This is a genomic window from Arthrobacter zhangbolii, from assembly GCF_022869865.1.
Lineage (GTDB): Bacteria > Actinomycetota > Actinomycetes > Actinomycetales > Micrococcaceae > Arthrobacter_B > Arthrobacter_B zhangbolii.
Genome location: NZ_CP094984.1, coordinates 2,768,597 through 2,786,705, shown reverse-complemented (window position 1 = coordinate 2,786,705; position 18,109 = coordinate 2,768,597). Strand labels below are relative to the sequence as shown.

Sequence of the window (18,109 nt, the reverse complement as noted above, 5' to 3'; positions counted from 1 at the left end):
AGAGCCTGTGAAGGCCTGGTTGCGGTGCGAAACGGCCGTATGGCTAGCCGAAAAGAATAGCTGCTTCGTCGTAACGGCTTTCAGGAACGGTCTTCAAATTGCCCAGTGCCTTTTCAAAACCGACATGCACAATATCCGTACCGTGCAGCGACACCATGGTTCCCCAGAGTCCGTCCACCACCGAGTCAACGGCAGCCATGCCCAGCCGCGTGGCAAGAACCCGGTCATAGGCGGTGGGAACACCGCCGCGCTGGATATGGCCCAGAACAGTGGCCCGGGTTTCAATGCCTGTCCGCGCCTCAATCTCGGGAGCAAGGAGTTCACCGATACCGCCCAGACGGGGCCGGCCGAAACTGTCCAGCCCGCGCTCGGAGTGGGGGGATTCCATATCGGTGGTGACAAAGCCTTCCGCCACCACTACCAACGGCGCACGTCCGCGCTCATGGGCCTCGTTCACCCACTGGGCAATCTGGTCCAGGCTGACCGGGTGTTCGGGAATCAGGATGGCGTGGGCCCCGGCAGCCATGCCGGAGTGCAGGGCAATCCAGCCCACGTGCCGGCCCATCACCTCAGCCACCATGCAGCGGTGGTGGGATTCGCCGGTGGTGCGCAGACGGTCGCAGGCCTCGGTGGCAATTTCGACTGCGGTATCGAAACCGAAGGTGTAGTCGGTGGCATCGAGATCGTTGTCCACCGTCTTCGGCACGCCAACAATCTGCAGCCCGGCGTCGGTCAGCCGCTGTGCCGCAGCCAGGGTGCCCTCGCCGCCGATCGCTATCACGGCGTCGATGCCCAGCCGCTTCAGCGTTGCCTTGATATTCTCCGGACCGCCGTTGGGGCCTTCGAACGGGTTGGTCCGGGAGGTCCCGAGAATGGTGCCGCCCTGCTTGGAGATTCCGCGGACCCTGGAGCGGGGCAGATCCATGATGTCGCCATCAACCACTCCACGCCAGCCGTCACGGAATCCGACAAACTCAATGTCCTCGTATTCCTTGATGCCTTTGAGGACAGCACCGCGGATCACCGCATTAAGGCCGGGGCAGTCGCCTCCGCTGGTGAGAATACCGATCTTCATGTGAATACCCCTGGATCTGGTTGCGGCTGTTGGGTGCTGTCTATGATTCTAGCCAGCGATGTGAGCTGCGCTAAGTTCAGGGGCTCACCAGACGCTGCAGGAGGATGCTTCCGTCCTGTTTCGGCAGCAGCAGCCAGGCCACCACGTAGGTGCCGATGCCCACAAAAGGCAGCAGGAAGCTCAGGAGAACAGCAATCCGGACCAGCGAGACATCCCAGCCGTAGGTCGCTGCGATGCCGGCGCAGACGCCGCCGAGCCAGCCTTTGCTCCGTTTGACGGGGGAGGAACGGAGGACCGAGAAGAACTTTTCCATGGATCAAGCCTTATCTGATAGTGGCGGAATAGGGAAACCAGTGCCGGAATAGGGAAACGGAACCGGGCGGGTTCCATGCTGCGGGGTGGGGGCGGCGGGGGGGGGAGGGGTAACTAGCGGCCGCGGTTTTTCGCCATTGCTGCCAGGAAACCGCCCGCCAACAGGGCGAAGCCTGCTCCGAGGGCAACCCCGAGGATAACCAGCACCGGATCCACCGAAAGGTTCACGGTGGTGGCCAGCAGCAGAAGAACCGCGAGGGTCACCAGTACCAGGCCCCAGACCACGGTACCGACCTGCAGCTGGCGGGGTGCAGTCCCCGCTGCTGTGTCCGTTTCCGCTGCGGTGTCCGTTTCGGGTGCCGGAGCCCGGGTATCCGCGCCCGGAGGGGTTGGGGCCGGGTCCCCGGCAGTACCGCCGTCGTCGGGAAGGGTGGGGGACTGATACTGGTTCGCCGACGCATCCGAACCGCCGGTGGCGTACTGCCGGCCGAGGTAGTCCCTTTCACTGTCCTGCTCCATGGCTACAGATCGCTTTCTTCAGTGGTGACAAGTACGTTGCCGGCAACGCTGCGGATATCGATGGTGATCCGTTCGCCGGCGGCATCGTTGTTGAGGGTGTGTTCGGTGGAGGCCTGCCACAGTCCGCTGTAATCCCGGCTGTCCGTGCCGTCATGTGTTTTCACGTTTCCGGCGACCGTGGAAAACCGAACGGTGACCGGTGAATCCTCAGGCACCAGGACACTGATGTTCCCTGCCGCAAGGCTTACCGGAACCTCGTAGTCTCCCGACACCTGCGTGTCGCGCAGATCCACCGTGCCGTTGCCGGCAATGGCGGTATAGCCGCCGGATGCCTGGGCTGCATCCCGGGGCGACCAATCGCCGTTGCTCATAACGGCCAGGTTGGAGTGGGTCATGCCGGGCTGGGCCAGGAAGGCGATAACGAGGGCAGCCGCGGCGGCAGATCCAACCCCGCCCGAGTGCCGGCCCACCAAGCCAAGGATCACGACGCCGATACCGAGAACTGCCGCCGTGGCTGCCAACGCCACGGACAGCGGGGCCGCCAGATCCAGGACATTGACGTAGTCCAGCGCCAGCACGCTCCCGCCGGTCAGCAGTGCCGCACCGAACAGGGCGGCCAGATAGGCGCCGGGTGCACCGGGAACCTTGGCGGGACCGGAGCCGTCCTTTTGCTTGGACGGCACGGATGGCCTGGATGTCGCCGACGCCGACGGCGACGGCGCCGCGGAGGTCCCCGGCGTCGCGGCCGGACCGGTTGCTGCAGCCGAAGGCGGGACTGTTTCACCGGACGGCGTGGCCGCCCCCGCATTGGTCCCGGCGGGAGGCATGCCGGTCTTGGCCAGCGTCACGGGAGTACCGGCCGGGGATGCAGCGGGTGCATCGGCGGACCCGGTCCCGGTCCCTGACCCGGTCCCTGACCCGCCGCGGCCGGCAGCGCCGGACATAAAGTGCTGCAGCTGTGCTTTGCCCTTCGGGGTGGACGCCCAGTACAGGGCGCCAATTCCGGCGGCGATCCAGAACAGTGTCCACACTGTGGCTCCGAACCAGCTGTCCATGCCGAGGAAGGAAATGCTGGGACCGCCTGTGCCAAGAACGGCAAAAACCACGGCCCCGGTCATGCCGGCGGACCAGTTGCCGCGGATTGCATCCTCGGCATGGATACGGCCGTCCGGTTCGGGCAGCAGCGCCCAGCCCACCCCGTAGATGAGGAACCCGACACCGAAAATCCCCAGGACAATAAATAATCCGCGGATCAGCACCGGGTCCAGTCCGGTCCGGGCAGCAATTCCCGAGGCCACGCCGCCAAACCAGCGCTCGTGGCCGCGGATGATTCCAAGTGAACGGATCCAGTCGAAGAACCCGTTGTGTCCTCCGCGGGACACCGGAGTGCCGGAAGCGGTGCTCCCGGCCGCAGGATGTGCCTGCGGGGCAGGGTCCGGGCGCTCGGCCCCGGGATCGGATGATGGTGAAGGATTCATGTATCCAGTCTTCCGCCGTCGGAGCCCCGCCGCATCAGGGACTACCCTGAGATACCCCTGAAGAGTGCGGCCAGGAACCCGGATCTTGGCTCAGGAGCCGGTGAACACCGCTCCGATCGTGCTTGGATAGCATCATGAGAGAACCGTTGGTGCGTCCCCGGGACCGGATTGTGGCCGGTGTGTGCAGCGGGTTGGCTGCGCACCTGGGCTGGCCGGTCAAGCTGACGCGTGCCGCCATGGGCGCCATGATCCTTGCCGGCGGGACCGGGCTCCTGCTCTACGGCTGGCTCTGGATCATGGTTCCCACCCAGGAAGAGCAGGAAAAGAAGGAGCAGGTCCAGGCCGGTCCGCTCAGCATTGCGGATAACTATGAACGGCAGGCCCGTGAGGCTGCCGCGCCGGCCTCCAGTGCTTTCCGCGGACTGGGCAAGGCGGGCCAGCGCGAGGTGGCCGCCGGAATTGTGCTCCTGCTGGTTGCCGCCGTGTTTATTGCCCAGCGCCTGGGCGCAGACCTGAACTGGGGCCTCTTTGTCCCGGTGGCAGCCATTGCCGGCGGGGCCGTGCTGGCCTGGACGCAGCTGGATGAGAGCCGACGGGCAGGTCTGGTTAACAGTGCCGGGGCGGACCGTGCTTCCGGGATCATCCGGCTGTCCGCGGGACTGCTGCTGGTGGTAGCCGGTGTGCTGGTGGTGGTTTCCGGTTCCGTGAGCTGGGACGTGCTGGTAGCCGGGCTGCTTGCCTCCGCGGCGGTCCTGGCCGGTGTAGCCCTGGTGTTCACACCGTGGGCCGTAAAGCACTGGCGGGACCTGGAAGCGGAGCGGGCCGGACGCATCCGGCAAACGGAGCGGGCCGAAATTGCTGCCCACCTGCATGACTCGGTCCTGCAGACCCTCGCCCTGATCCAGAAGCGTGCCGGCTCCGAACAGGATGTCATCCGCCTGGCACGTGCGCAGGAGAGGGAACTGCGCCAATGGCTCTACACGGACCGGGCACGGGCGGAAGACCATCTGGTGGAGTGCCTGCGCCGGATTGCCGCGGAAATCGAGGACGCGTACGGCCATCCCATCGAACTGGTAGCGGTCTCCGACGCGGAACTCGACGAGCGCAGTGAGGCGCTGTCCTCTGCCGCGAGGGCGGCCATGCTGAACGCTGCCCAGCACGCCGGGGGGACCGTTTCGGTGTATGTTGAGTGCCGGCCGGACCAGCTCGAGGTCTTTATCCGTGACCGCGGTCCCGGTTTTGACCTGGCCGATGTCCCCGAAGACCGGATTGGTGTCCGCGGGTCCATCATCGGCAGGATGGAACGCGCCGGCGGCAGCGCCGGAATCCGCAGTACCGCAGATGGCACCGAGGTCCGGTTGGTGCTTCCGTTGCACGGCGGTGCCGAGAACCAGGCGCCGGCCGCATCCGGTCCTGCCGCCCGGAGCGCGGCGAGACCGGCTTCGGCGGGACATGCAGCTAGGAAAACCGCCCCGGCCGCCAACGGTTCCTCCGCATCCCGCAACGCCCCGCCGGACGGGGCAGCCCCTTCGACCATCCGCGTATCCAGTGACGGAGCAAGCCACACATGACCGACCTTTCCCACCAGCCGATCAGCGTCGTCGTGGTGGACGACCATGCGATATTCCGTTCGGGGCTGCGGGCGGATCTTGATACCCGGCTCCACGTGGTGGCTGAGGCGGACAGCGTGGAAACCGCCATCGAGGCGATTACCCGCGAGCAGCCCGCCGTCGTCCTGCTGGACGTTCACCTGCCGGGAGGCAACGGCGGAGGCGGCGCCGAGGTACTGGCCGGCTGCGCAGCACTGCTGGGGAAAACCAGGTTCCTGGCCCTGAGCGTGTCCGACGCAGCCGAAGACGTGGTGACGGTGATCCGGGCCGGCGCCCGGGGCTATGTCACGAAAACCATCTCCGGCGCCGAGATTTCCGACGCCGTGGTCCGGGTGGCCGGCGGTGATGCCGTCTTTTCGCCCCGGCTCGCGGGGTTTGTGCTCGATGCCTTCGGCACGGCCAGCGTGGCATCGGTGGACGACGAACTGGACCGGCTCTCCGCCCGTGAGCTGGAGGTCATGCGGCTGATTGCCCGCGGCTACAGCTACAAGGAAGTGGCCAGGGAGCTCTTTATCTCGGTCAAGACGGTGGAAACCCACGTGTCCTCGGTGCTGCGCAAACTGCAGCTTTCCTCACGGCACGAACTCACGCGCTGGGCTGCAGACCGCCGCCTGCTCTAAGCGCCGGCCTGCTCTAAGCCCCCGGCCGTCCGGACATGTGACCCCGGTTCTGCCCGCCGCCGGAGCAGACGGCGGGCAGAACCGGAGCAGGCGTGGCCTGCCTAGCGGACAGCCTGGCCGAGGAAGTCCTTCAGGCGCTGCATACCCGTGGCCAGATCCTCGTCGCCCAGGGCGTAGGACAGGCGCAGATAGCCTGACGGGCCGAAGGCTTCACCCGGGACCACTGCCACCTCAACGGTGTCCAGGATCAGGGCTGCCAGCTGGGCGGAGGTCTGCGGCCGGACCGGGCCTTCCTTGCCCGGGAACTCACGGCCGAGCAGGCCGCGGACGTCCGCGTAGGCGTAAAACGCGCCTTCCGGCATGGGGCACTCGACGCCGTCAATGGAGTTCAGCGCCTCAACCATCGCCCGGCGGCGGCGGTCGAAGGCCTGCTTCATTTCATCCACGGCCGTCAGCGGGCCGGAGACGGCGGCCAGGGCGGCCATCTGGGACACGTTGGAGACGTTCGAGGAGAGGTGGGACTGGAGATTGGTCGCAGCCTTGATCACGTCCGGAGCCGCGATCATCCAGCCCACCCGCCAGCCGGTCATGGCATAGGTTTTGGCCACGCCGTTGAGCACCACTACCTTGTCGCCCAGCTCAGGGGCGGCCGTGGCGATGGAGGTGAAGGGCACGCCGTCGTACGTGAGGTGTTCGTAGATTTCGTCGGTGATGACCCACAGGCCGTTGGCGGCGGCCCAGCGGCCGATCTCAGCCACCTGCTCCGGCTGGTATACGGCGCCCGTGGGGTTGGAGGGGGAGACAAACAGCAGGACCTTGGTGGAGTCGGTCCGGGACGCTTCGAGCTGCTCCGCGGTGACCAGGTAGCCCTGCTCGGGACCGGCGAAGACCTCCACCGGCACACCCCCGGCCAGCCGGATGGCTTCCGGGTACGTGGTCCAGTAGGGCGTGGGTACAAGGACTTCGTCGCCGGGGTTCAGCAGCGTGGCAAAAGCCTCGTACACCGCCTGCTTGCCGCCATTGGTCACCAGGACCTGGGCCGGATCCACGGCGTAGCCGGAGTCCCGCAGGGTTTTCTCCGCTATGGCCTTCTTCAGCTCCGGCAGCCCGCCGGCAGGGGAGTAGCGGTGGAAGCGCGGCTGGCGGGCAGCCTCCACGGCGGCGTCGACAATGTAGTCCGGGGTGGGGAAATCGGGTTCTCCGGCTCCGAAACCGATCACCGGGCGGCCGGCAGCCTTGAGCGCTTTGGCCTTGGCATCAACGGCGAGAGTCGCGGACTCTGCGATGGATGCGATGCGCTGTGAAATACGGCCGGTGGAAGACATGGGATTCCCGTCTGATGTGTGGCGGCAGCTAACGTTGCCCCGCGCCCGCATGCTCGCGGCCGACGGCGGCGTTCCCCAGTTTATGCGGTTCCCTGCCGCCGGCGCAGTCGTATGTCATTTGTCCCGGAATCCCGTCCCGGCAATTCTCATTGCGGCGCGGGAACCGGCCCCGGTTCGACGGAAGCGGAAAGTTTGCGTAGACTGGTTCTTCGTGTTGAAGTCACCACGCTGACTTGTGCCCTTTGACCGGAATAATTCTCCGGTTAGGTGCGGATACAATAGTCGCGGTAGGGTGTATTTCCTCCATAGGGTAGTGGCGCAATTGGTAGCGCAGCGGTCTCCAAAACCGCAGGTTGCAGGTTCGAGTCCTGTCTGCCCTGCGCAGAACTGTCATCCGGCAGCTCAGCAGTCTTTTCATGGAAGCAGCAGTCCCAGCGTGTGCTGCGACTGTGAACCGACACAGATGAGTGAGGCGAAGGTGACCGAGACAGCTGCCAGCAGCTCCAAGGGACACCCCTCCAGCGGGCCCAAGAAGCGCGGCTTCTTCGCGGCGATCGCGCTCTTCCTGCGCCAGGTGATTGCCGAACTGAAAAAGGTGGTTACCCCCACCCGCAAGGAACTGCTCAGGTACACGCTCGTGGTCCTCGCCTTTGTGGTCGTGATGATGCTGATCGTGATTACCCTCGATTTCGTCTTCGGCGCCGGCGCACTGTGGATCTTCGGTGAGGGCGGCGGCGAAAGCTAGCCCAGGGCCGCTGTTCCGCCCCGGGTCCCGGGACCGGAGACCATGAGCTAGTGCCACAACCGATAGTGCTCTGAAGAAGAAAGCAGGAATCTACGTGTCCGAGCAAGAACTCGAATCACAGGTCAATGACAATGCCGCTGATCTGGATACCGAGGATGAAATGACCGCAGCCGACGTCGACGAGGCGCCCGCTGCTGTTGATGCATCGGCAGACGAAGCAGACGCCGCCGTTGAGGCTGCCGACGCTGATTCCGACGTTTCCGGTACTCCCGAGGCCGAAGAAGAACCCGAGGAAGACCCGGTTGTTGCCTTCAAGGCCAAGCTGCGCCGCCAGGAGGGTGACTGGTACGTCATCCACTCCTACGCCGGCTACGAAAACCGGGTGAAGTCCAACCTTGAGACCCGTATCCAGACGCTGGATATGGAAGAGGACATCTTCGAGATCCAGGTCCCGATGGAAGAAGTCGTCGAGATCAAGAACACCACCCGGAAGATCGTCAACCGGGTACGCATCCCCGGTTACGTCCTGGTCCGGATGAACCTGACCGACGAATCGTGGGGCGTCGTTCGCCACACCCCCGGTGTCACCGGCTTCGTGGGCAACGCCCACAACCCGACGCCGCTGAGCCTGAACGAAGTGTTCTCGATGCTCGAGCACACCGTCGTCTCCCCGAAGGCCGAGGCCGGTAAGCCTGCAGCGCAGCAGTCCTCGAACATCGCGGTGGATTTCGAAATCGGCGAGCCCGTCACGGTCAACGAAGGCCCCTTCGAGACCCTGCAGGCCACGATCTCCGAGATCAAGCCCGAGTCCCAGCAGCTGGTGGTCCTCGTGACCATCTTCGAGCGCGAGACTCCGGTGACCCTCGGCTTCGGCCAGGTCACCAAGCTCCAGTAGCTTTTAGACTTCGCTGTCCGCAGGTCCGCTTTAACCTGCAGGCAGCGTCCGGCCACCAAGCCATGGCGGCCACCAACCCGGATGGACGCTCCTGTTCTTCGGAAACATAATTTAGAGAAGGACCCTTTCATGGCCCCCAAGAAAAAGGTCACCGGCCTCATCAAGCTGCAGATCAACGCAGGTGCCGCCAACCCGGCTCCTCCGATCGGTCCGGCACTTGGCCAGCACGGTGTCAACATCATGGAATTCTGCAAGGCGTACAACGCTGCAACGGAATCCCAGCGCGGCAACGTTATCCCGGTTGAAATCACCGTTTACGAAGACCGTTCCTTCACCTTCATCACGAAGACTCCTCCGGCCGCACAGCTGATCAAGAAGGCTGCCGGTGTTGCCAAGGGTTCCGCAACCCCGCACACCGCCAAGGTTGCCAACCTGACCCAGGCACAGGTCGAAGAGATCGCCACCATGAAGATGGAAGACCTCAACGCCAACGATGTCCAGGCAGCTGCCAAGATCATCGCCGGCACCGCCCGTTCGATGGGTATCACCGTAGAGGGCTAAAGCCCCCTGCACTTCAATTTCACATAAATGCCGGAACCCCTGAGGGGGAACGGCGCGTGGCAGGGCCGGGCGCGGTCCGACAGACCACAACTGCACAAGGAGAAAAAGCAGATGGCAAAGCGCAGCAAAGCATATGAAGCAGCTGCAGCCAAGATCGATGCGGACAAGCTGTACGCACCGGTCGAGGCTGTAGAGCTGGCGAAGGAAACCAATCCTTCCAAGTTCGACGCAACCGTTGAGGTGGCTTTCCGCCTGGGCGTTGACCCCCGCAAGGCTGACCAGATGGTCCGCGGCACGGTCAACCTGCCCAACGGCACCGGCAAGACGGCCCGCGTCCTCGTTTTCGCAACCGGCGAGAAGGCAGAAGCAGCAATCGCTGCCGGCGCCGACTTCGTTGGTTCCGACGACATGATCGAAAAGGTTGCAGCAGGCTGGACCGACTTCGACGCCGCAGTGGCTACCCCGGACATGATGGGCAAGGTCGGCCGCCTGGGCCGCGTGCTTGGCCCGCGTAACCTGATGCCGAACCCGAAGACCGGTACGGTTACCCCGAACGTCGCCAAGGCTGTTTCGGACATCAAGGGCGGCAAGATCGACTTCCGCGTCGACAAGCACTCCAACCTGCACTTCATCATTGGCAAGGTGTCCTTCGACGCCCAGAAGCTGGCTGAGAACTACGCAGCCGCCCTGGAAGAGGTTCTTCGCCTGAAGCCGTCGGCAGCCAAGGGCCGCTACATCTCCAAGGCCACCGTGTCCACCACCTTCGGACCGAGCATCAGCGTTGACCCCAACGTCACCAAGGTTCTCGCAGACGCATAGTCTCTGAGCACTTCCGGGGATTCCCTGGGCAGGAAGCGGCCGCAGCTTACGCTGTGGCCGCTTTTTTGCATTCCCGGCGGGGACGGATGCCGGGCGCCGCCGTCCCGCCGTGGCCGGCTGGGCCGGGCACGGACGCTGCACCGTTTGGCGTCCGGGGCGGTGTCCGGCAGGATGTGATCCATGACGCATGTTTCCATCACGCCCGTCCGGGTTCCGGCCGCCCTTGCCGGACCCGACGCCGCGGACTTCCTGGCCGTAGCGGAACTGCTCAATGCCCAGCAGCAGGAGTTTTGGGGAAATGATGACTTCCATGCCCCCGCCCGGGCGCAGTTGGCGGGCAGGGGCAGCACGGCTACCCGGCGGCGTGAGCTGCTGGCAGCCCGGATGGGCGCGGACCCGGACGCGGCTATTGTGGGCGTTGCCCAGTTGAACCTTCCACTGACAGATAATCTTCATACGGGAACCGTCAATGTTGTGGTGGCCCCCGGAGCCCGCCGGCAGGGCGTGGGAACCGAGTTGTTCCGTGCAGCGGCGAATCTGGCTGCCGTCAGCGGGCCGGAGCAAGCTGATGGCCGAAACCGACCATCTGGGCAGCGGACCCGCCGGTTCTGAAAACACGGCGTCCTTCATCCCGCATGACGCCGCAGCGGCCTTCGCTGAGGGGCTCGGCTTCCGGCTCGAACTGGTGGACCGCGTCAGCGTCCTGGACCTGACAGGGAACGACGACGGCGGGACGGCGCTGCTGGAAGAGGCGGCGGCGGGCTCGGGGCCCGGCTACGAACTGGTGTTCTGGCGCGGCGCCTGCCCGGATGACCTGGTGGATGCCTATGCGCTTCTACGGCAGAAGATGAGTACGGACGCTCCGCTGGGCGGCTTGGAGCTTGCGGAGGAGGCCTGGGATGCGGCGCGTGTCCGGGAGGCGGAGGCTAAGGCCCGGGGGATGGATGCCGAGGTGCTGGTCACGGCAGTACGGCACCGGGCCACCGGCGAACTTGTTGGCCATACGGTCCTTGAGGTCTTCCGCAACAACCCGGCCGTGGTTTTCCAGGATGACACCCTGGTACTGGATGCCCACCGGGGCAACCGGCTGGGCATGCTGCTCAAGGCAGCCAATCTGGCGAAGCTGCGGAGCATCATTCCCGAAGCCCGCCGGGTCTACACCTGGAACGCCGAGGAAAACCGCTACATGCTCGCCATCAATGAGCAGCTGGGCTTTGCCGCTGTGGGGTACTCGGGGGAGTGGCAGGCGGATCTTTCCGCCGGATAGGCGGCGGCCTGTGCGGGCGATTTGGCCTTCACCTGTTTCTCCCGTACTCTGGAACTACCAAAGACCGTCGGTCGATGTGCATTCAATCCCACCGTAAGGCTGAACCTTCAGCTCTCCGCGCGTGGAACCCGGTTGGAGAAACATCCGAAAGTCCCTTGCCTAAAGGGCGGCCTGCGCAGGTGAACGAACTGCACTCCGGACTAGCGTCCGTTGAGTGAAGCCCCGTGCATCTGCCCGGGGCGTTTTTTATGTTCGGGACCCGATCCACCGGCACTATTTCCCCGGAAGGAGGGTTATGGCAACGCCAACAAAGGTGTCAGCAGTCGAGGAAATCACCAGTGATTTCAAGGAGTCGACCGCTGCTGTCCTAACCGAATACCGCGGGCTCACCGTTGCACAGCTCAAGGAGCTGCGTCGTTCGCTCGGCCAGGACACCAAGTACTCGGTCGTCAAGAACACCCTGACTGGCATTGCAGCCAAGGAAGCCGGCATCGACGCGTTCGATGGCCAGCTTTCCGGACCTACTGCAATTGCCTTCATCAAGGGTGACGCAGTTGCAGCTGCAAAGAGCCTGACGGATTTTGCCAAGACCAACCCGCAGCTCGTCATCAAGACCGGTGTTTTCGAGGGCAACGCCCTGGATGCATCCGGTGTTGCAGCCCTGGCTGCTCTTGAATCCCGTGAGTTCCAGCTTGCACGCGTCGCCGGTGTCCTCAAGGCACCGATGTCCATGCTGGCCCGCACGGCAGATGCACTGCGCATGAAGCTCGAAGAGGAAAGCGGCGCTCCCGCTGCCCCCGCTGCGGAAGAGGCTCCGGCCGCCGCAGAAGAAGCTCCGGCCGCAGAAGCAGCCACCGAAGAGTAGAACCTCTTCTCATCCAATCTCCGGTGCCTGCGTGCACCAACTATAGGAAGGACGCCACACCATGGCGAAGCTCACCAACGAAGAGCTCATTGAAGCTTTCAAGGAACTGTCCATCATCGAGCTCTCCGACTTCGTGAAGCTCTTCGAAGAGACCTTCGACGTCACCGCTGCTGCTGTTGCAGTTGCAGGCCCCGCCGCCGGCGGCGCTGCTGACGCTGCTGAAGAGAAGACCGAATTCGACGTCATCCTCGAAGCTGCCGGCGACAAGAAGATCGCAGTGATCAAGGAAGTCCGTGCCCTGACTTCCCTGGGTCTGAAGGAAGCCAAGGACCTGGTTGACAGCGCTCCGAAGGCCGTCCTCGAAGGCGCCAACAAGGAAGCCGCTGACAAGGCCAAGGAAGCTCTCGAAGCTGCCGGCGCCACCGTCACCGTCAAGTAGTTTTCCTTTTGCAGCTCCGGCTGTAGAACACAAAAAGACCCCGTCCTTTGGGCGGGGTCTTTTTGTGTTCCCGGTCAGGCGCGCAGTTTGTGTTCCCGGTCAGGGGCGCAGTGCAGTTGCGGTGACGGCCGCCGTCGTCGGGAACGACGGCGGCCGGGCCCGGCGCTAGGACTCTTCGCGGAAGAGCAGCAGGGCTTCACCCTGCCCGCCGCCGCCGCAGAGGGCAACCCCGGCACGCCCCGAGCCCCGCCGGAGCAGCTCGTGCGCAGCGGTCAGGGCGAGCCGGGCACCGGAAGCGCCGATCGGGTGGCCCAGGGCAATGGCCCCGCCATGCAGGTTGCACTGCTCCAGGTCCATGCCCAGTTCGTTCAGGGACTGGACGGCAACGGCTCCGAAGGCCTCGTTGATCTCGATGAAGTCCAGATCCGGGACATTCCAGCCGGCGCGTTCCAGTGCCGCGAACAGGGCGTTGGAAGGCTGGGAATGCAAGGTGTTGTCCGGCCCGGCCACCTGGCCCGGCATACCGACGGACGCGAGGACTTCCAAGCCGTGCTCGGTGGCGTAGGCACGCGTGGTGAGTACCAGGGCCGCAGCTCCGTCCGACAGCGGGGAGGAGTTGCCGGCCGTGATGGTGCCCTCCGGATCGAAGGCCGGCCGCAGCCCGGCCAGGGACTCCGTGGTGGTCGCGGGCCGCACGCCTTCGTCGCTGGTGAGTACCAGCGGCTCGCCCTTGCGCTGCGGCACGGTCACCGGAACGATCTCGGCGTCGAAGATGCCGGCAGCCATGGCGGCCGCTGCCCGCTGGTGGGAGGCCGCAGCCACTTCGTCCTGTTCCAGCCGCTTGATGGCCAGCTTGGTGTTGCCGCGCTCGGTGGAGATTCCCATCGAATCGTTGTCGAAGGCGTCCGTGAGGCCGTCATGTGCCACTGAGTCCACTGCGGAAATGTTCCCGTAGTTCCAGCCCTGGCGGGAGCCGGGCAGCAGGTGCGGCCCGCGGGTCATGGATTCCTGGCCGCCGGCCACCACCACGGTGGCCTCGCCGCCGCGGATCAGGCGGGCTGCATCAATAACAGCGGCCAGGCCGGAGAGGCAGACCTTGTTGATGGTGACCGTGGGGACATCCCAGCCGATGCCCGCCTTAATGGAGGACTGGCGGGCCGGGTTCTGCCCGCACCCGGCCTGGACCACATGGCCCATGATGACGGTGTCGACATCGGCCGCCGGAACCCCGGACTTCTCCAAGGCGCCGCTGATGGCGAACGCTCCGAGGTCAACGGCGGTAAAGGGGGCCAGCTGCCCGTTGAGCCGGCCCTGGGGAGTGCGTGCGCCGCCGACAATTACCACTTCGGTAGGGACTGCTGCCGCGGGGGCTGCGGAGTTGCTCATAGCGGATGAGTTCACTTTCGTTGCTGTGTTCGTCATTGAAGACTGTTTCGTCCTTAAAGGCTGTTTCGTCCTTAAAGACATGGCAGGGATGGATCCAACGCTGGGATAAGGCTACGCCACCTCACAGCCGGCAGGGAGATCGCAGTCACATGCCTGCGCTGTCTCCGACACCCTCCACACCCACATTCCGCCGATCTTGCGGTAAGGTATCTGTATCCGATGCTCCGGAAGGGGTCTCGGGTAAGGGTTACTACCGGGTTAGTACCAGGTCCAGTACCGGGTTACTATCCGGTGTTGCACCAGCCGCTTACCGGCTGTTTATCAGCCGTTACATGTTGCCTGCTGCTCCCTCGTAAGCCGGATTCTTGTGGGATTCTGAGGGGTTGAGCGACGCAGGGTTATAAAATCGGGTAGACTTGTGTGCCCATAATGCCCTATAGTGGATATTTGCTTCCTCCTGTTAACCTTCAGCCTTCATATAGCGGTGGGCTATGTTCCGTGCCGGGCGGTATCCGTAGTATGCGGGTGCACCTGTTGCCGGACGTCGGGACGCACACGGACTCGGTCCGTGCAGTGCAGGGGAGGAAGCGCGAAACACGCCTGAAGGTCTGTGGAAGGATCCCTCTTGGTCGCCTCGAGCACCTCTAATAACGAAACCGCTACTAATCCGGAGAACGCAGCTTCCCGGATTTCATTCGCAAAGATTCACGAACCGCTTGACGTTCCCAATCTTCTTGCCCTGCAGACGGACAGCTTTGACTGGCTCGTCGGCAACGAGCGCTGGAAGGCCCGGGTCGAAAAGGCGCGGGAAACCGGCGAGCAGGGTATTGCAACCACGTCCGGCCTGGCCGACATCTTCGAGGAAATCTCCCCGATCGAAGACTTCCAGGGCACCATGTCCCTGAGCTTCTCGGAGCCGGAGTTTGCCGACCCGAAGTACACCATGGCTGAGTGCAAGGACCGGGACGCAACGTACTCGGCTCCGCTGTACGTTAAGGCCGAGTTCATGAACAACAACACGGGCGAAATCAAGCAGCAGACCGTGTTCATGGGCGACTTCCCCCTGATGACAGACAAGGGAACGTTCGTCATCAACGGCACCGAGCGTGTTGTTGTTTCCCAGCTGGTCCGTTCCCCGGGCGCCTACTTCGAGCGCACCGCGGACAAGACCAGTGACAAGGACATCTACACCGCGAAGATCATTCCTTCCCGCGGTGCCTGGTTCGAACTGGAAATCGACAAGCGCGACCAGGTCGGCGTCCGCCTTGACCGCAAGCGCAAGCAGTCGGTCACCGTCCTGCTGAAGGCACTGGGCTGGACTGAAGGCCAGATCCTCGAGACCTTCGGCGAATACGACTCCATCCGTGCCACCCTGGAAAAGGACCCCACGGAAACGCAGGAAGATGCCCTGCTGGACATCTACCGCAAGCTGCGACCGGGCGAGCCGCCCACGGTGGAAGCCGCCAAGACCCTGCTGGAGAACCTGTACTTCAACCCGAAGCGCTACGATCTCGCCAAGGTTGGCCGTTACAAGATCAACCGCAAGCTGGGCATCGACAAGCCGCTGACGGATTCCGATGCTTCGGTACTGAACAATGACGACATTGTCGCCATGATCAAGTTCCTGGTGGCACTGCACGCCGGTGAGAAGACGGTTCCGGGCAAGCGCGACGGCGAAGACGTCGAGATCCGCGTGGAGGTCGATGACATCGACCACTTCGGCAACCGCCGTATCCGCGCCGTCGGCGAACTGATCGAAAACCAGATCCGCACGGGCCTGTCCCGCATGGAGCGTGTGGTCCGCGAACGGATGACCACCCAGGACGTCGAGGCCATCACGCCGCAGACCCTGATCAACATCCGTCCCGTTGTGGCTGCCATCAAGGAGTTCTTCGGAACGTCCCAGCTCTCGCAGTTCATGGACCAGAACAACCCGCTGGCCGGCCTGACGCACAAGCGCCGCCTGTCCGCACTGGGCCCGGGCGGTCTGTCCCGTGACCGTGCAGGCATGGAAGTCCGAGACGTTCACCCGTCCCACTACGGCCGCATGTGCCCCATCGAAACCCCTGAAGGCCCGAACATCGGCCTGATCGGTTCGCTGGCTTCCTACGGCCGCATCAACGCCTTCGGCTTCATCGAAACCCCGTACCGCAAGGTCGAAAACGGCGTCGTCACCGACAAGGTCGATTACCTGACCGCCGATGACGAAGTAGAGCGCACCATTGCCCAGGCAAACGCTCCGCTGCGCGCCGACCAGCACTTCGAAGAGGACCTGGTCCTCGTTCGTGCCCGCGGCGGTTCCGGCGAGCCCGTTCTCGTCGAGCCGGACGAGGTCGAGTACATGGACGTCTCCCCGCGCCAGATGGTGTCGGTGGCTACCGCCCTGATTCCGTTCCTCGAGCACGACGACGCCAACCGCGCCCTCATGGGTGCGAACATGCAGCGCCAGGCTGTGCCGCTGCTCCGTTCCGAGCGCCCCGTAGTGGGCACCGGCATGGAGAAGTACACCGCAGTTGACGCCGGCGACTCCGTGACCGCGAAGAAGCCCGGTGTAGTCACCGAGGTTTCCGCTGACCTCGTCACCGTTATGAACGACGACGGCACCGAGACCAGCTACCCGATCATGAAGTTCGAGCGCTCCAACCAGGGCAACGCCTACAACCAGCGCGTGCTGGTCTCCGAAGGTGCCCGCGTTGAGGTCAACAGCATCATCGCCGACGGTCCCGCAACGGACCAGGGTGAACTGGCCCTTGGTAAGAACCTGCTCGTGGCATTCATGTCATGGGAAGGCCACAACTACGAAGATGCCATCATCCTGTCCCAGCGCATGGTCTCCGACGATGTCCTGACCTCGATCCACATTGAGGAGCACGAGGTTGACGCCCGCGACACCAAGCTTGGTGCCGAGGAAATCACCCGCGACATCCCGAACGTCTCCGAGGAAGTGCTGTCGCAGCTCGACGAGCGCGGCATCATCCACATCGGCGCCGAGGTTGAAGCCGGCGACATCCTGGTTGGCCGTGTCACCCCGAAGGGTGAAACGGAACTGACCCCCGAGGAGCGCCTGCTGCGCGCCATCTTCGGCGAGAAGAGCCGTGAAGTCCGCGACACCTCCCTGAAGGTTCCCCACGGCGAGTCCGGAACCGTCATCGGCGTGCGCATCTTCGACCGCGACAATGACGACGAGCTGCCCCCGGGCGTGAACCAGCTGGTCCGCGTGTACGTGGCACACAAGCGCAAGATCACGGACGGCGACAAGCTGGCCGGCCGCCACGGCAACAAGGGCGTCATCTCCAAGATCCTCCCGATCGAAGATATGCCGTTCATGGAAGACGGAACCCCCGTCGACATCATCCTGAACCCGCTGGGTGTTCCGGGCCGTATGAACGTCGGCCAGGTTCTGGAAATCCACCTGGGCTGGGCTGCCAAGCAGGGCTGGAAGATCGAGGGCGAGCCGGACTGGGTCAAGGACCTGCCGAACCTGCCGCGCGAGACCGGCCCCACCACGGTTGCCACCCCGGTGTTCGACGGTGCCAGTGAGGACGAAATCACCGGCCTGCTCGATTCCACCAACGTGACCCGTGACGGCAACCGCCTGATCGGTGCCTCGGGCAAGGCCCGGATGTTCGACGGCCGCTCCGGCCAGCCGTTCCCGGACCCGATCTCCGTGGGCTACATGTACATCCTGAAGCTCCACCACCTGGTGGATGACAAGATCCACGCCCGTTCCACCGGACCGTACTCCATGATCACGCAGCAGCCGCTGGGTGGTAAGGCACAGTTCGGCGGACAGCGCTTCGGTGAAATGGAAGTCTGGGCCCTGGAAGCGTACGGCGCGGCCTACACGCTGCAGGAACTGCTCACGATCAAGTCCGATGACATCCACGGCCGCGTGAAGGTCTACGAAGCCATCGTCAAGGGCGAGAACATCCCGGAGCCCGGTGTTCCGGAATCGTTCAAGGTCCTGATCAAGGAAATGCAGTCGCTCTGCCTGAATGTGGAAGTCCTCTCCACCGAGGGCAACACGATTGAAATGCGTGACTCGGATGAAGAAGTCTTCCGGGCCGCGGAAGAACTGGGTATCGATCTGTCCCGCGCAGAGCCGAGCTCAGTAGAAGAGGTTTAGCAGCAGTTGCACCGTCCCGGCTGGCGCCGGGACGGTCCGGAACGGCGGCAATGAAATTCCGCGGCTC

At 64.1% G+C, this 18,109-nt stretch carries 17 protein-coding genes and 1 tRNA gene; 12 read left to right on the top strand and 6 right to left on the bottom strand.

Annotated elements, in window-relative coordinates:
- Nucleotides 1–43: 43 nt before the first annotated feature.
- From MUK71_RS12915 to MUK71_RS12900, 4 genes are all read right to left on the bottom strand, one after another.
- Complete coding sequence (locus MUK71_RS12915) at nucleotides 44–1,075, bottom strand: 6-phosphofructokinase (protein ID WP_227928755.1); 1,032 nt, start codon at nucleotides 1,073–1,075, stop codon at nucleotides 44–46.
- A 76-nt stretch (nucleotides 1,076–1,151) separates the two neighbouring features.
- Entirely contained in the window at nucleotides 1,152–1,388 is a 237-nt protein-coding gene (locus MUK71_RS12910; protein ID WP_227928757.1) for a PspC domain-containing protein, read from the bottom strand.
- A 113-nt stretch (nucleotides 1,389–1,501) separates the two neighbouring features.
- Nucleotides 1,502–1,906 (bottom strand): hypothetical protein, encoded by a 405-nt coding sequence (locus MUK71_RS12905; RefSeq protein ID WP_227928759.1) that lies wholly within the window; start codon nucleotides 1,904–1,906, stop codon nucleotides 1,502–1,504.
- Nucleotides 1,907–1,908: 2 nt separating this feature from the next.
- On the bottom strand, nucleotides 1,909–3,384 hold the full coding sequence (locus MUK71_RS12900; RefSeq protein WP_227928761.1) for a PspC domain-containing protein: 1,476 nt from the start codon (nucleotides 3,382–3,384) through the stop codon (nucleotides 1,909–1,911).
- Nucleotides 3,385–3,518: 134 nt separating this feature from the next.
- Between MUK71_RS12900 and MUK71_RS12895 the strand changes: the two genes are divergently transcribed.
- Nucleotides 3,519–4,955 (top strand): ATP-binding protein, encoded by a 1,437-nt coding sequence (locus MUK71_RS12895; RefSeq protein WP_227928763.1) that lies wholly within the window; start codon nucleotides 3,519–3,521, stop codon nucleotides 4,953–4,955.
- Nucleotides 4,952–5,614, top strand: a complete 663-nt coding sequence (locus MUK71_RS12890) for a LuxR C-terminal-related transcriptional regulator (protein WP_227928764.1) — start codon at nucleotides 4,952–4,954, stop codon at nucleotides 5,612–5,614. The genes MUK71_RS12895 and MUK71_RS12890 overlap by 4 nt, the downstream gene beginning before the upstream one ends.
- 101 nt (nucleotides 5,615–5,715) lie before the next feature.
- Here the strand turns inward: MUK71_RS12890 and MUK71_RS12885 are convergent, their stop codons facing one another.
- Nucleotides 5,716–6,939, bottom strand: a complete 1,224-nt coding sequence (locus MUK71_RS12885) for a pyridoxal phosphate-dependent aminotransferase (RefSeq protein ID WP_227903904.1) — start codon at nucleotides 6,937–6,939, stop codon at nucleotides 5,716–5,718.
- 307 nt (nucleotides 6,940–7,246) lie between these two features.
- On the opposite strand from MUK71_RS12885, the gene MUK71_RS12880 reads away from it, so the two are divergent.
- The 9 genes from MUK71_RS12880 to rplL all read left to right on the top strand — a co-directional run bounded on the left by MUK71_RS12880 (nucleotide 7,247) and on the right by rplL (nucleotide 12,530).
- Nucleotides 7,247–7,319 (top strand) — tRNA-Trp (locus MUK71_RS12880).
- 83 nt (nucleotides 7,320–7,402) lie between these two features.
- A complete protein-coding gene (gene secE, locus MUK71_RS12875) occupies nucleotides 7,403–7,684 on the top strand; it encodes a preprotein translocase subunit SecE (protein ID WP_227903902.1) in 282 nt (93 codons plus the stop codon).
- A gap of 94 nt (nucleotides 7,685–7,778) precedes the next feature.
- Entirely contained in the window at nucleotides 7,779–8,579 is an 801-nt protein-coding gene (gene nusG / locus MUK71_RS12870; RefSeq protein WP_227903900.1) for a transcription termination/antitermination protein NusG, read from the top strand.
- Nucleotides 8,580–8,708: 129 nt separating this feature from the next.
- The gene (rplK, locus tag MUK71_RS12865) at nucleotides 8,709–9,140 is read left to right on the top strand and encodes a 50S ribosomal protein L11 (protein ID WP_146361026.1); all 432 of its coding nucleotides are present in this window, start codon (nucleotides 8,709–8,711) and stop codon (nucleotides 9,138–9,140) included.
- A gap of 111 nt (nucleotides 9,141–9,251) precedes the next feature.
- The gene (gene rplA, locus MUK71_RS12860; protein ID WP_227903898.1) at nucleotides 9,252–9,959 is read left to right on the top strand and encodes a 50S ribosomal protein L1; all 708 of its coding nucleotides are present in this window, start codon (nucleotides 9,252–9,254) and stop codon (nucleotides 9,957–9,959) included.
- 180 nt (nucleotides 9,960–10,139) lie between these two features.
- Nucleotides 10,140–10,571: a GNAT family N-acetyltransferase gene (locus MUK71_RS12855; RefSeq protein WP_227928767.1), complete on the top strand. Its 432-nt coding sequence runs from the start codon at nucleotides 10,140–10,142 to the stop codon at nucleotides 10,569–10,571.
- The gene (locus tag MUK71_RS12850) at nucleotides 10,528–11,226 is read left to right on the top strand and encodes a hypothetical protein (RefSeq protein ID WP_227928768.1); all 699 of its coding nucleotides are present in this window, start codon (nucleotides 10,528–10,530) and stop codon (nucleotides 11,224–11,226) included. Before MUK71_RS12855 ends, MUK71_RS12850 begins: the two co-directional genes overlap by 44 nt.
- A gap of 295 nt (nucleotides 11,227–11,521) precedes the next feature.
- Nucleotides 11,522–12,091, top strand: a complete 570-nt coding sequence (gene rplJ, locus MUK71_RS12845) for a 50S ribosomal protein L10 (protein WP_227903895.1) — start codon at nucleotides 11,522–11,524, stop codon at nucleotides 12,089–12,091.
- A gap of 61 nt (nucleotides 12,092–12,152) precedes the next feature.
- Entirely contained in the window at nucleotides 12,153–12,530 is a 378-nt protein-coding gene (gene rplL, locus MUK71_RS12840) for a 50S ribosomal protein L7/L12 (protein WP_227903893.1), read from the top strand.
- Between the two features lie 165 nt (nucleotides 12,531–12,695).
- Here the strand turns inward: rplL and MUK71_RS12835 are convergent, their stop codons facing one another.
- A complete protein-coding gene (locus MUK71_RS12835) occupies nucleotides 12,696–13,916 on the bottom strand; it encodes an acetyl-CoA C-acetyltransferase (protein ID WP_227928770.1) in 1,221 nt (406 codons plus the stop codon).
- Nucleotides 13,917–14,541: 625 nt separating this feature from the next.
- Here MUK71_RS12835 and rpoB point away from each other — a divergent pair.
- A complete protein-coding gene (gene rpoB, locus MUK71_RS12830) occupies nucleotides 14,542–18,042 on the top strand; it encodes a DNA-directed RNA polymerase subunit beta (protein ID WP_227903889.1) in 3,501 nt (1,166 codons plus the stop codon).
- Nucleotides 18,043–18,109 lie beyond the last annotated feature (67 nt).

What these genes read in the sequence shown, in the direction of transcription:
- MUK71_RS12915 (WP_227928755.1), bottom strand. Translation starts at nt 1,075, where the DNA reads ATGAAGATCGGTATTCTCACCAGCGGAGGCGACTGCCCCGGCCTTAAT.
- MUK71_RS12910 (WP_227928757.1), bottom strand. Translation starts at nt 1,388, where the DNA reads ATGGAAAAGTTCTTCTCGGTCCTCCGTTCCTCCCCCGTCAAACGGAGC.
- MUK71_RS12905 (WP_227928759.1), bottom strand. Translation starts at nt 1,906, where the DNA reads ATGGAGCAGGACAGTGAAAGGGACTACCTCGGCCGGCAGTACGCCACC.
- MUK71_RS12900 (WP_227928761.1), bottom strand. Translation starts at nt 3,384, where the DNA reads ATGAATCCTTCACCATCATCCGATCCCGGGGCCGAGCGCCCGGACCCT.
- MUK71_RS12895 (WP_227928763.1), top strand. Translation starts at nt 3,519, where the DNA reads ATGAGAGAACCGTTGGTGCGTCCCCGGGACCGGATTGTGGCCGGTGTG.
- MUK71_RS12890 (WP_227928764.1), top strand. Translation starts at nt 4,952, where the DNA reads ATGACCGACCTTTCCCACCAGCCGATCAGCGTCGTCGTGGTGGACGAC.
- MUK71_RS12885 (WP_227903904.1), bottom strand. Translation starts at nt 6,939, where the DNA reads ATGTCTTCCACCGGCCGTATTTCACAGCGCATCGCATCCATCGCAGAG.
- secE (WP_227903902.1), top strand. Translation starts at nt 7,403, where the DNA reads ATGAGTGAGGCGAAGGTGACCGAGACAGCTGCCAGCAGCTCCAAGGGA.
- rplK (WP_146361026.1), top strand. Translation starts at nt 8,709, where the DNA reads ATGGCCCCCAAGAAAAAGGTCACCGGCCTCATCAAGCTGCAGATCAAC.
- rplA (WP_227903898.1), top strand. Translation starts at nt 9,252, where the DNA reads ATGGCAAAGCGCAGCAAAGCATATGAAGCAGCTGCAGCCAAGATCGAT.
- MUK71_RS12855 (WP_227928767.1), top strand. Translation starts at nt 10,140, where the DNA reads ATGACGCATGTTTCCATCACGCCCGTCCGGGTTCCGGCCGCCCTTGCC.
- MUK71_RS12850 (WP_227928768.1), top strand. Translation starts at nt 10,528, where the DNA reads ATGGCCGAAACCGACCATCTGGGCAGCGGACCCGCCGGTTCTGAAAAC.
- rplJ (WP_227903895.1), top strand. Translation starts at nt 11,522, where the DNA reads ATGGCAACGCCAACAAAGGTGTCAGCAGTCGAGGAAATCACCAGTGAT.
- rplL (WP_227903893.1), top strand. Translation starts at nt 12,153, where the DNA reads ATGGCGAAGCTCACCAACGAAGAGCTCATTGAAGCTTTCAAGGAACTG.
- MUK71_RS12835 (WP_227928770.1), bottom strand. Translation starts at nt 13,916, where the DNA reads ATGAGCAACTCCGCAGCCCCCGCGGCAGCAGTCCCTACCGAAGTGGTA.